This is a genomic window from Blautia sp. RTP21359st1_E11_RTP21359_211015 (genome assembly GCF_040910705.1).
Lineage (GTDB): Bacteria > Bacillota > Clostridia > Lachnospirales > Lachnospiraceae > Blautia_A > Blautia_A fusiformis.
Map to the genome: position 1 here is coordinate 18,327 of NZ_JBDGAB010000043.1, position 13,110 is coordinate 31,436.

Sequence of the window (13,110 nt, forward strand, 5' to 3'; positions counted from 1 at the left end):
ACGGCAATGAGTGCAGCGGTTACAGGAGGAGCCCTATTTTTTTGCCAACCGTGATTGGCTGCCATAAGGAGGATATAAACATATGACAAAACAGGAATTTCAGAAACTGACCGAAAATCATGTCCTGCTGCTGGATGGTGCTACCGGCTCCAACCTGATGAAGGCCGGCATGCCACGTGGTGTCTGCACAGAGAGCTGGGTGCTTGAGCACAAGGATGTGATCCAGTCTCTGCAGAAGGCATATATCGAGGCGGGAAGCCATATCATCTATGCGCCTACCTTCGGCGGAAACCGTATTAACCTCACTATGCACGGACTGGAGGATCAGATTGAACAGATCAATCATACCCTGGCCGGCTATTCAAAGGAGATTGCACCGGAGGGTGTTTTCGTAGCAGGTGATATCACCACCACAGGCAAGATGATGGCACCGGCCGGTGACATGACTTACGAAAAAGCCTTCGAAGTCTATCAGGAACAGATCGGCTATCTCCGTGATGCAGGTGTGGACCTGATCGTAGCGGAAACCATGATCAATATCGAGGAGACACTGGCTGCTGTAGACGCCTGCCAGAGTGTCTGCGAGCTTCCTATCATCTGTACCGTGACTGTAGAAGCAGACGGAAGTATCTTCAGTGGCGGAAATGCCATAGAGGCTGCCATGTCCCTGGAAGCTGCAGGTGCAGACGCTGTCGGCATCAACTGCTCGGTTGGCCCGGATCAGCTGGTATCGGTTATCCGCAATATCAAAGAGAACGTTTCCATTCCGGTCATCGCCAAACCCAATGCGGGAATGCCTCAGATCGATGATCTTGGAAATGCAGTTTACAGCATGACCCCTGCGGATTTTGCAGGTTATATGAAGGTGCTGGTGGACAACGGTGCTTCCGTGATCGGCGGATGCTGTGGTACCACACCGGAGTTTATTTCGGAAACCGCCCAGGTGCTTGGACTTCGATAACTTTAACCGGAACAGATATGCTTCCACGCACTGCTTCAATTGAGAACAGCAATAAGCCGTGAGTGAAAGATTCCGTCAAAAAAATCCTGAGGATCCTATGTGAGATATCAACAGATATCAACATAGAAATTCTCAGGATTTTTATTTTTCCGGATATTATTTCTCTTTTACTGCTTCTTCCGGCCGGTTTGCCTCATCCGCATAGGAGCTGCGGATCGCTTTTCGCACTGGAAGTACACAGGCAGGAACAACGGAAAGGCCGTCCACTCCCATCTGGATAAAAGCTTCTGTAAGATTGGAATCTGCTGCCAGCTCTCCGCATATGTAAACTTCACATCCTGACTTATGTCCTGCCTCTGTTACCATGCGGATCATCTTTACAAGCGCTGGATGATGATCGTTGTATTTATCCTTCAAAAGAAGATTCTGCCGGTCCATAGCCAGGGTATACTGGGTCAGGTCATTGGTTCCTAGGCTCAGAAAATCCACACGTTTTCCAAGTTCTTCACTGATCATGACCGCTGCCGGTGTTTCGATCATAATTCCGGTACGGATGTTTTTGTAAGGAATGTTCTTCTCATCCAGGCCCTTTTTTACCTCACGGATCAGCTTCTCGATCTCATCCAGTTCATCCTCGGACGTGATCATCGGATACATCAGGTTGATATTTCCATAGGCACTTGCACGGTAAATAGCCCGAAGCTGCGCTTTAAACATTTTTTTGCGATCAAGGCAGAGGCGGATGCCGCGGTTTCCCATCATAGGATTGACCTCATCAGGAATTGCCATATACTCTGCCTGACGGTCTGCCCCCAGGTCCACGGTACGGATCACTGCCGGACGTTCATCCATATCCTCGGCTACTTTTTTATAGGCACGGAACAGCTCATTCTCTCTTGGATAATTCTCTCTTCCGAGATACTGGAATTCACTTCGAAGAAGGCCGATACCTGCTGCTCCGTAATAAAGAACCGTATTCAGATCATCCAGATTTCCGATGTTTGCCAGAAGCTTGATCTCCTTGCCATCGGCTGTGATATCCTTCTGGTTCCGAAGTCTCAAAAGTTCTTCCCGCTCTTCCTTATCTGCTGCATGACGGATCTCATATTCCTTAAGAAGCTCCGGCTCCGGATCGATATACAGTGTTCCTGTATACCCATCTACAATAGCCATATGGCCATCCCATTCTTTCTGTATCTCCACCTCGACCAGGGTGGGAACTTCCATGGATTTTGCCATGATCGATACATGGGAAATAACAGACCCCTGATGCATGACTACCGCCAGAAGACTGGCTTTGTTCATCTCCAGAAGTTCATTGGGGGAAAGCTGCTCTGCTGCAAGGATCACCGGCTCATCTCCCAGATTGATCCGTGCATGGGAGCCACCCATGGCGCCGATCAGCAGCTCGGAGATCTCCCTGATATTTTCGATCTGTTCTTTGACAGCCTCGTCCTCCAGCTTGCGGAACACATTTGCAAGCTCATCCCTGGTTGTCTGGACTGCGTAAGCTGCACTGACCTTTTCTGTCGTGATCATGCTTTCCACGGCCCGCTGGAAGCTGCCGCCACTTAAGAGCTTCAGCTGACGTTTCAAGGTCAGCTCCTGCTCTTTGGGGAGGGGTGCTCCGTTTTTATACATATGCTGGATCTGGTTCTTTACCGCTGTTCTTGCATTATCCAGACGATCCAGCTCCTTTTTTACATTGTCTACCATGGACTGACGGATCTGATATTCGCCTCTGTGGTAATACAGTATTTTTCCAATGGCTATTCCGGAAAAAGCGGATGTGCCTTTGTATATCTCCACCTGAAAAACCCCCTTACTGGTCCGTCTGCTTAATCGCAGGCAGCTTTAAACTCTGTCCAGATCTTATTGTATTCCTGCTCTGCTTCCTGGCTTACATTCTGTACGATCTCACCCTTTGTCACGCTGTCCGGAACAACCAGGCTCTCGTCTACCAGATCATCTGCTGCCTTGTTTGTATTGTAGTATCCGATATAGTTGATGCACTGTGCAGATACTTCCGGCTCCAGGATATAATTGATAAATTCATTGGCAGCCTTCGCATTCGGTGCTTCACTTGGCACAAACATTCCCATAATACCAAATCCAAGACCTTCCTCCGGATAAACCACCTTAAGATCCGGATTATCCTTCAGCGCCTGTGTTACCTGTGATGTATAAAGAAATGCCACACTTGCCTCTCCGTTGAGAAGTGCATTCTGTGTATTGTCATCCTGGATCATACGAATGTTCGGTGCCAGCTCTTTCAGCTTCTCACCGGTCTTGTCGATCACGGCTACATCTTCTTCGTTCATGCTCTCTCCCATGGAAAGCTGTGTGATGCCACAGATCACGCGGTAATTACCTACGATGGCAATGCTGTCCTCCAGAGATTTATCCCAGAGATCCTTGTATCCTTTAATGTCGATATCTACCTGCTCCGGATCATAAACGATCAGTGGGATTCCTGCTCCGTAAGGTACTGTATATTCGTCATCCGGATCATAAAACTGTCCCTGATAAAGGGGGTTGATGTTCTTAAAATTGGAAACGGTATCCTTGTCGATCTTCTGGACAAGTCCCTCTTTTACCGCGCTGTCGATAATGTAATCATCTGCAATTACCACATCGTAATCGCCGCCCTTTGCCTGGGAAAGCTTCTCAAGCATGGTCTCATCGGTATCAAAGTTGGAATATACCACCTTGGTCCCTGTTTCTTTTTCAAAATCATCCAGCACTTCCTGCGGAAACATTCCGTCCCATGTATAAAGTACCAGTTCATCCTTATCCTTTGCACTGACACTGACACCTGTTATCATAGATGTTCCAAGTACCGCACATAACATGATCGCTGCTGCTTTTTTTGATTTCATAGAACCTCCTTCATGTCTCTCTCTGACGTCTTGTTATTTTGCTTTTACCTTTGTCCAAAGCTCTGCGAATTTCTGCTTGATCTTTGGCTTCTGGTATCCGAAGATCTCATTCTTTGGATTGTCGATCTGCGGAATATAGGAAGAAATTCCCTCATAAGTTCCGTTCTTCATCTCCTCGAATGCACTCTTTACAGTAGAAGTATATCCTACTTCTTCGGTATTGGAAAGAGCATTTTCATCATCCAACATAAAATTGATGAACTCATGAGCCAGATCTACTTCATTACAGTCCTTGGTGATGACCATGGCATCATACCAGGTATTGGTTCCCTGCTGCGGAGTATAATAGCCAAGCTCCGGATTTTCGCTGATGATATAGGAAGCATCTCCGGAATAAACAACCGCCATTGCCTTGTTTCCTGAGATCATGTTGTCGATCACATCATCACCTGCATAGATCGGATCCATGGTATCTCTCTGCCGGATCAGCCACTCATAAGCCTGCTGGATCTCATCAAGATTTTTTGTGTTCATGGAATACCCCAGCGCTTTCAGGGCAATCATAAAGGAATCCCTTTCGGAATCATACATATAAAGATCTCCCTTATATTTTTCATCGCAGAGAATATTCCAGCCCTCTTTGTCAAGATCCTCCTGAGAGACTACATTCTTATTATAAAGGATTCCTACAGTTCCCCAGAAATACGGACAGGAATAACGATTTCCCGGATCATAGTCCTTATTCTGTACCTCGGGAAGAAGATTTTTGCTGTTTGGGATCTTTTTCCAGTCAAGGGCCTGAAGATATTCCTCCTTGATCAGTCTTTCGATCATATAATCTGACGGAACCAGAACATCGTAGGTTTCACCACTGGCCAGCTTGGTGTACATCATCTCATTGGACTCGAAGGTTTCATATACAACAGTACAGTTATACTGCTTCTCAAATTTGTCCAGAAGACTCAGGTCCATATATTCTCCGGCATTATATACACGAAGCACGTGGTTTCCCTGACTTACGATCGTCCACTTTCCCAATACCAGAACAACCGCAGCAGCTGTGACAATCGCAACGATCCTTCTTTTTTTCGGATCCATTTTTTTCACGGTGGAGGCCTGAAGCTTCGGCATGATCAGATTTGCAAAAAGAAGCACCAGCACAATGACCACGATCACAATAGTAGAAAGGGCGTTGATGGTGGGATTGATGCGCTTTGTCATATTATATACAACAATGGATATATTTTTTACTCCGTTTCCGGAAACAAAGTAGGAAATTACGAAATCGTCAAAGGACATGGTAAAGGCCAGGAGCGCTCCCGCAAAAATCCCTTCTTTGATCATGGGCACGATAACCTTGGTAAGTGCCTGATATGGCGTTGCACCAAGATCCATGGCTGCATTGGCAAGGTTCGGATCCAGGCTTCGTACCTTCGGATATACACTGGTGATCACATAGGGCGTACAGAATGCGATATGTGCCAGCAGCATGGTCAGATAGCCTTTCGTCATTCCCAGCGAAGAAAACAGCAGCATCAGACCAATCGCGGTTACGATCTCCGGATTCAGAATTGGAAAGTTATTGATGGTAAGGACCATCTCCTTCAGAACCTTTCTGGATTTTGAAAGTCCGATGGCTGTGATGGTTCCCAGCACTGTGGAAATAACAGTTGCCAGAATTGCCACTGTGACTGAAACATAAACTGCCTTACTGATCTCCATGTTGTTTATTAGCTCTCCGTACCAGCGCAGGGAAAATCCTGTAAATCTGGTCAGGGACTTGGATGAGTTAAAGGAAAAGATCATGGTCACAAGGATCGGCAGGTAAAAAAATGCCAGACACAGCACTACATATAATTTTGAAAATATGGTATTTTTTCTTTTCATCTCCTGCCTCCTTTAATCGTCCTGGGTATCCATCTTCTTCATCAGGCTCATAAAGATCAGGATGATCACTGCTAGGATCAGAGAGATGGCACTTCCGAAGTTCCAGTCACCTACAGAAATAAACTGTGACTCAATGAGATTACCGATCAGCATGTACTGGCCGCCGCCGAGAAGCTTCGGAATAACGAAGGTTGATATGGACAGAAGGAATACCATCATGATACCATTGACCACACCTGGCATGGAAAGCTTCCAGGTGATCCTCCAGAAGGTCTGGAATGGATTGGCACCAAGGTCGTTGGCCGCTTCGATCAGTGACTTGTCCATTTTACTTAAGGATGTATGGATCGGAATGATCATAAAGGGCATAAAGTTACAAACAAGGCCCACGATAACGGAAAAATCTGTATACATCATGGTGATCGGTGAGATTCCCAGCATTTTCAGAAGGTTGTTCACCAGACCATTGTCAGAAAGAATGTTCATCCATGCATAGGTACGGAGAAGCATGTTGATCCACATGGGAATGGTGACCATAAGGATCAGAAAGCTCTGCACCTTTTCGGAATATTTGGAGATAATGTATGCCAGCGGATATCCGCAGACCAGGCAGATCAGTGTGGTCAGGATACCCAGGCGGAAGGATTTCAGGATAACACTTAAATATGTAGCTTCCAGAAATTTTGCAAAATTCGCCCATGTAAAATGCAGGGTCAGAACTTCATTTCCATCTGAGGTAAATGCATAAAGCACGATCAGGATCAATGGTACCACGATCAGGATCGAAGCCCAGATGATATACGGCTTGATCAGATGCTTGAACTGTTTCATTAGTATCCTCCCATTCTGCACATAACATGGATATCCTCAGGACCAAACTTCAGTCCCACTTCACGTCCCACTTCTGCATAATCGGTAGTATGCACCATGTATGTGCGAAGCTCCGTCTCAACCAGGATCTCATAATGCACGCCCTTGAACGTAATGTTCCGTACCGTTCCTCTGATCTTGGCCTGATCCGGTTCCACAATATCCAGATCCTCCGGGCGAAGAACAACCTCAATGGCTTCGTTGTCCTCAAATCCCTTATCTACACATTCAAAACGGAAGCCATCAAACTCCACAAGGAAATCCCTGATCATTGTTCCTTCTATAATATTGGACTCTCCGATAAAGCCGGCAACAAAACGGTTCTCCGGCTCATTATAGATATCTGTCGGGCTGCCAATCTGCTGGATCTCACCGTTGTTCATGACTACTACCGTATCAGACATGGAAAGTGCCTCCTCCTGGTCATGGGTAACATAGATAAAGGTGATCCCTACCTCTCTCTGGATCTTTTTCAGCTCGATCTGCATCTGCTTACGGATCTTGGCATCCAGTGCGCCGAGTGGCTCATCCAGCAGAAGAACCTTCGGCTCATTGACAAGAGCTCTGGCAATGGCAACTCGCTGCTGCTGTCCACCGGAAAGAAGTGTAACATCTCTTTTTTCGAAGCCTTCCAGCCCTACCATTTTCAGCATTCTTTTTACCTTCTGCTCAATAACAGATTTATCTACCTTTTTCAGATTCAGGCCGAAACCGATATTGTCCATAACATTGAGATGCGGAAACAATGCATATTTCTGGAATACAGTGTTGATCTCTCTTTTATATGGAGGCAGCTTGGAGATCTCAATTCCGTTAAACAGTACCTCTCCGCCGCTTGGCTCCTCAAAGCCGGCAATGATCCTTAAGGTTGTTGTCTTTCCACAGCCGCTGGGTCCCAGAAGCGTAAGGAATTCGTTTTCGTGAATGTCCAGATTAATGCCCCGGAGCACCTGCTGGTCATCAAAGTTTTTTGTGAGATTTTTTAACTCGATCAGTTTGTTGCTCATCTTTTATATTCCCCTTCCCGCGTTTTCCTGCGATCAGATATACTGCCAGTACCAGAAGGATCACTCCCAGCATTATGGTACAAAGTGCATTGATCTCCGGCGTAACGCCTGTTTTCATCTGTGTGTAAACTTTTATCGGCAGCGTGGATACACGTGGCCCGGTTACAAAAATACTGATCACCACATCGTCCATGGACATGGCAAAGGCCAGCAGAGAACCGGATATAACAGCCGGCATGATCAGCGGCAGGGTAATGTCCCAGAAGGCCCGAAAGGAACCGGCACCAAGATCTCTGGCTGCCTCTTCCAGGGACGGATCCATTCCCACAAGCCTTGCTTTTACCTCCATCAAAATATAGGGCACACAGAAAACCGTGTGTCCGATCAGAAGTGTCAGCATTCCAAATGGCAGGTTCAGCATATAGAAAAATGCCATCAGTACCATTCCCAGAATGATCTCTGGGATCATCAGAGGCAGAATGGAAATATACTCCATCACCCCTTTTGTTTTCCAGTGGATCCTGGAAAGTCCTACAGCCCCCAGTGTTCCGATCACTGCTGATACCCCACAGCTGGACACCGCCAGGATCAGACTGTTTTTCAATGCCTGGATCAGATCCCTGTCCTGAAACAGTTCCTGATACCATTTCAGGGAAAAACCGGTAAAGCGCACCGGAAGTCTTGCTTCATTAAACGAAAATACCACTACCACACCAATGGGCAGATACATAAGGAAAAACAGGATCCCCAGGTACAGTCCTGAAAGCTTTGAGTTCTTTTTCATCCGATTCCCTCCAGTTCCTTCACATTGGTAAGCTTCCGATATAATACGATCATCAGAGTTGTCAGTATCATCAGTACCACAGCCAGTGCTGCGGCAAAGGGCCAGTTATTGCCTCTTGTCATCTGCTCCTGGATCAGACTTCCCACAAGTACGATCTTGTTTCCGCCCAGGATATCCGCAATAAAAAACAGACCCATAGACGGAATAAAGGTAAGTATCACTCCGGAAAGAAGTCCCGGCAAAGTCAGCTTAAAGGTGACGCTCCAGAAAGCCTTCCATTTGCTGGCTCCAAGGTCTCTGGCAGCTTCCACAAGGGACCAGTCCAGCTTTTCCGCACTGGAATATACGGACAGTGCCATAAACGGCAGCAATACATAGATCATACCGATCACGATCGCAGGATAGCTGTACAGGATTTTTAAGGGCTCCTGGATGATGCCAAGCTTCATCAGCAGATAATTCAGAAGGCCCTTTTTCTGGAGAATGATGATCCAGCCATAAAGACGGATTAGGGAATTCACCCAGAAAGGCAGCATCAGAAAAAGCATGGCCAGCTTCTTTTTGCCCTCAGAAAGCTTTGCCATAAAGTATCCGAAGGGGTAGCCCACCAGACAGATGATCAAAGTGCTGGTGAGCGCAAGGCGGAAGGATCCCGTAAAGGTCTGCAGGTATACAGGCTCCAGGATCTGCTTGTAATTATCCAGAGTAAATTTCCAATTCACGCCGTAGCCGCCGTCTGCTGTGGAAAAGCTCAGTGCAGCTACATACAGAAGAGGCAGTGCGACGAAGATCAGTGTAAAAAGATACAGCGGCAGGATCATCCATACGGAGCCTGCTCTGTGCTTACGCATGGGTACCTCCTGCACAGGGACCTGACTGATCCGGCAATACTTCTTCTGATCTTTCTTCCCGATCTACCAGCACTGCATCTGTAGGAAGAAAACAGCAGCGCACCTTTTCTCCTACACTGACATTTGTATCAATGCCGTAACGGCTTGCCACGATTTCCTGACCTTCCGAAGTTTTCAAAACAACACGGAGCTGGCCGCCGGCGAAGGTTTTTTCAATAACTTCGGCGGTTAAGCCATCGCAGCTGTCATCTGTGTTTTTTTCTGCGGGCTCCTGTACACTCTTTTTTGTGTTTTCTGATGTGCAATTCGGCGTGCTTTGTTGTGCATTTTTTTTATTTTCCTCAAACCGGATATTTTCGCTTCTTACTGCGATGGTAACCTTTTCTCCTTTTTGTGGGAAATATCCTCTGTCAGATGTAGCTACGGTGTCCATTGATACTTTTACTTTTCCGGCATCAGTTCTTACGGTGATCTGAGCGGAAGTACCGTCAATCTCCTCTTCCGCAATGCTTTCCACAATACCGGTCAGGATATTGGCATTTCCAACAAAGGTTGCCACATAGCTGGTCTTCGGATGATTATAGATCTCATCCGGCGTCCCAATCTGCTCAAAGCGACCGTGGTTCATCACAGCGATCGTATCAGACATGTTGATGGCTTCTTCCTGATCGTGAGTGATATAGATAAAGGTGATCCCCAGCTTCTTCTGCAGGCGCTTCAGCTCGTGCTGCATGGCACGCCTCAGCTGCAGATCCAGCGCACCAAGGGGTTCGTCCAGAAGAAGTACCTCCGGATTGTTCACAAGTGCTCTGGCTATGGCCACACGCTGGCGCTGACCGCCGGAAAGCTCTGACGGCTTACGCCTCTCAAAGCCCGGAAGCTGGACAAGCTCCAGCATTTCTTTGACTCTTCTGCTGATCTCCGCTTTCGATGTTTTTTTCAATTTCAGCCCATATCCAATGTTATCTGCTACATTCATATGTGGAAAAAGTGCATAATTCTGGAACACTGTGTTCACATTGCGCTGATTCGGTTCCAGGGATGTCACATCCTTTCCATCCAGAAAAACCTGGCCGGAATCTGGCTGTTCCAGGCCTGCAATGATCCGCAGTGTGGTGGTTTTTCCACAGCCGGAAGACCCCAGCAGAGTGACAAATTCTCCTTTTTTTGCTGTAAGACAGATGCTTTCTAGGACGTCCTCACCTTCCTGGAAGCTCTTTTTTATGTTTTTCAGTTCTAATGAAATTTCGGACATTTAGTTCTCCTTCTGTTTGCTATGATATCCGCACCCTGCATGGGACTTTCCTGATATAAGATTGCTTATTGTACTCTCGCAGGGGATTCTCCTGATCCAAGATTGCTTATTGTACCCCGCATGGGATTTCCTGATTCAAGATTGCTTATTGTACCCTCATAGGACTTCTCTGATTCGGTTAACTACTCATTTTCATGAAAATTATCTCGTATATACTGACAATAAGTTTCTTTATTAAATACAGGTTTAAATTCCCGACAGATTTTTTTTGCTTCTTTTGCCTGATCACAGAGAAGACGATACGTAGTCAGTGCCAGAAGCTTGGCTGGTTTGATATATACCAGTTCTTCATCCATGATCTTAAAATCTGCTCCGTGGAGTTTTCCCGCAAATCCTCCGAATGTAAAATTCAGCACTGGAAACAGATGGGTCAGGTCTCCTACGTCGGTACAGGCGTTGTTAAAATCTGCCGGCTTTGAGCACCGGTACGTAGCGTCCAGAAGCTTTACAGATTCTTCCATCACTTTATCCGCACCTCTGTGCAGGATCGGCATATATCCCTGAAGCGGTTCTCTTTCGATCGTACCACCGAATGCATAGGCAGCTCCGTCATAGGCACGGTCCATTTTTTCCTGTGTTGCCCGGATCGCATCCAGAGACGCTGCACGGACTTTTGTTTCGATCACCGCTTCGTCTGGAACTGCATTGATCACATCTCCGGCTTTTCGGATCACGTTGTGAAGACGCACATGGTCTTCCTCCCGGAACGTTTCCCGCATCAGTCCCATCATCTGAATGGCACTGGAAGTAATACTTAATGCATTGACACCATCCCATGGATCAATGGCTGCATGTGCGGCTTTTCCTCTTACTGTCACTCGTTCTGCGGAAAATCCATTGCAGGCCGCATTCCCCAGGTAAAAATCTTCTTCTACCGGCATCATGTGCACATGTGTGGTCAAAATAATGTCTGAATGATCAAATTCTCCAAGACGGATCAGTTCGCTTTTTCCGGATGCAGGAAAGCCGATTCCTTCTTTACGAAGCCGTGCACGTTTATCTGCATCAATGTATTCTTCCGCCGGAACGGCAAAAAAAGATACGGACCCAGACAGAGAGGCTTGAACCTCCTCATTGGTCAGTGCCAATGCTGCGCCGATCATGGCTGCAATCTGTGCGTGGTGTCCGCATGCATGTGCTGTCCCATTAACGGGATCAGCCATCGGATGCGACTTACATCCGATGGCGTCAAGTTCTCCGATAATCGTAATGTTCGGTCCGTCCTGTTCCATCCACTCAGCGCGGACTCCTGTGCGTGCAAGTCCTCCATGCACACGAAGTCCCAGGCCACGCAAAAAAGCCGCTACGTGTGCGGCTGTTCTCTCCTCATAAAATCCCGGCTCCGGATGGCTCTGGATATCCTTCGCAAAGGCTATGATCTCATCTCTGTGTTCATCTATAGTCTGAATGATCTTTTCTTCAATATGATTCATGTCTTATAACCTCCATTTTCCGCAGGTTAAGCTATATGATATCATAAAACAGTTGATTTGGAAATAGATATTTTCTGGAGATATTTCGCTACTCCGTCGTTTTCATTGGAACCGATGATCCCGGTTGCCACAGCTTTCAGTTCACTCACTGCATTTTCCACTGCATAAGCTTCATCCGCAATTTCAAACATATCAATATCATTTTTTCCATCACCAAAAACAACTAATCTGTCACATTCCAGTTTTTGTTTTAGCTGCAAAGCAGCCTGCGCTTTGGATGCTTTTTGCGGCATGATCTCCAGCCACTGCTCTCCTGTGTAGATGTCCTTCTGATAAACAACATGATATTTATTTTTATATTTATGATAAAATGGTTCAAGCTTCTCCGGCTTATCAATGCAGGTGATATAAAAAAGATCTCCATACATCAATTCAGACTCTGTAGTTACAATATTCGTACGTTTGTCGCCCTTCCGGCTGTTTAAAAATGCCTGCATTCCACTTGTTGCCTTTGCTGCTATATAAGAAAACTTTTCAATATTATTCTGATATGAATATATGATCGGATATATTTCATGCGCAAAAAGATCCCTCAATACCTCATATATATCCTCTTCAAAATAATTGGCAATAAGGATTTCCTCTGTTATATTATCTTTCACAAATGCCCCATTATATATAATAAGAGGAAAGTGTGTGTTAAGGCCTTCAGTTACTTTTTTTGCCGTATTTAAGGAACGAGCTGTTGCATAGGAAAATAACATGCCTGAAGAAGTTAAAGCATTGATTATTTTTATTGTATATGAAGATAAAGTTTCATTTTTTCGTAAAAGAGTTCCGTCGAGATCTGATACATATAGTGTTTTCATAAATAAATCCTTTCGTTTTACTATGGGCTGTAGATAGGGAAACTTTTTTCAGTTGACAGGGAAATTGATGATAAAATATTTCTTTATTATAGCACAAAAAAAGTGGCTGTTTAAGCCACTTTTTACGATTGTATATTCAAAACTACATACATGTTCTGTTGATGATCGTTAATCTTTTTTGAATCAATTCTTAACCTGCGTTTCTTGGTCAAGCCCTCACCCGATTAGTAACAGTCAGCTCCATGTGTTACCAC

Annotated in this window: 11 protein-coding genes; 1 reads left to right on the forward strand and 10 read right to left on the reverse strand. The window is 45.9% G+C overall.

Features of this window, described 5'->3' with window-relative positions:
- Positions 1 to 82 precede the first annotated feature (82 nt).
- A complete protein-coding gene (locus tag AB5026_RS13765) occupies positions 83 to 961 on the forward strand; it encodes a homocysteine S-methyltransferase family protein (RefSeq protein WP_186582289.1) in 879 nt (292 codons plus the stop codon).
- Positions 962 to 1,117: 156 nt separating this feature from the next.
- On the opposite strand, the gene ptsP is transcribed toward AB5026_RS13765, so the two are convergent.
- The 10 genes from ptsP to AB5026_RS13815 form a co-directional block, all read right to left on the reverse strand.
- The gene (gene ptsP, locus AB5026_RS13770) at positions 1,118 to 2,770 is read right to left on the reverse strand and encodes a phosphoenolpyruvate--protein phosphotransferase (RefSeq protein WP_022426290.1); all 1,653 of its coding nucleotides are present in this window, start codon (positions 2,768 to 2,770) and stop codon (positions 1,118 to 1,120) included.
- Positions 2,771 to 2,799: 29 nt separating this feature from the next.
- Positions 2,800 to 3,840, reverse strand: coding sequence for a spermidine/putrescine ABC transporter substrate-binding protein (locus AB5026_RS13775; RefSeq protein ID WP_015525684.1), 1,041 nt, complete (start codon positions 3,838 to 3,840; stop codon positions 2,800 to 2,802).
- Between the two features lie 33 nt (positions 3,841 to 3,873).
- Positions 3,874 to 5,727, reverse strand: coding sequence for an extracellular solute-binding protein (locus tag AB5026_RS13780; protein ID WP_215638253.1), 1,854 nt, complete (start codon positions 5,725 to 5,727; stop codon positions 3,874 to 3,876).
- 12 nt (positions 5,728 to 5,739) lie between these two features.
- Positions 5,740 to 6,558, reverse strand: coding sequence for an ABC transporter permease (locus AB5026_RS13785; protein WP_015525682.1), 819 nt, complete (start codon positions 6,556 to 6,558; stop codon positions 5,740 to 5,742).
- Positions 6,558 to 7,604, reverse strand: a complete 1,047-nt coding sequence (gene potA / locus AB5026_RS13790) for a spermidine/putrescine ABC transporter ATP-binding protein (protein ID WP_015525681.1) — start codon at positions 7,602 to 7,604, stop codon at positions 6,558 to 6,560. Before potA ends, AB5026_RS13785 begins: the two co-directional genes overlap by 1 nt.
- Positions 7,558 to 8,388, reverse strand: coding sequence for an ABC transporter permease (locus AB5026_RS13795; RefSeq protein WP_215638254.1), 831 nt, complete (start codon positions 8,386 to 8,388; stop codon positions 7,558 to 7,560). The genes potA and AB5026_RS13795 overlap by 47 nt, the downstream gene beginning before the upstream one ends.
- A complete protein-coding gene (locus AB5026_RS13800) occupies positions 8,385 to 9,239 on the reverse strand; it encodes an ABC transporter permease (protein WP_215638255.1) in 855 nt (284 codons plus the stop codon). The genes AB5026_RS13795 and AB5026_RS13800 overlap by 4 nt, the downstream gene beginning before the upstream one ends.
- The gene (locus AB5026_RS13805; RefSeq protein WP_215638256.1) at positions 9,232 to 10,494 is read right to left on the reverse strand and encodes an ABC transporter ATP-binding protein; all 1,263 of its coding nucleotides are present in this window, start codon (positions 10,492 to 10,494) and stop codon (positions 9,232 to 9,234) included. The genes AB5026_RS13800 and AB5026_RS13805 overlap by 8 nt, the downstream gene beginning before the upstream one ends.
- Before the next feature lie 182 nt (positions 10,495 to 10,676).
- Positions 10,677 to 11,987: an amidohydrolase gene (locus AB5026_RS13810; RefSeq protein ID WP_288245304.1), complete on the reverse strand. Its 1,311-nt coding sequence runs from the start codon at positions 11,985 to 11,987 to the stop codon at positions 10,677 to 10,679.
- Positions 11,988 to 12,028: 41 nt separating this feature from the next.
- Positions 12,029 to 12,856: an HAD family hydrolase gene (locus tag AB5026_RS13815; protein ID WP_306557157.1), complete on the reverse strand. Its 828-nt coding sequence runs from the start codon at positions 12,854 to 12,856 to the stop codon at positions 12,029 to 12,031.
- Positions 12,857 to 13,110 lie beyond the last annotated feature (254 nt).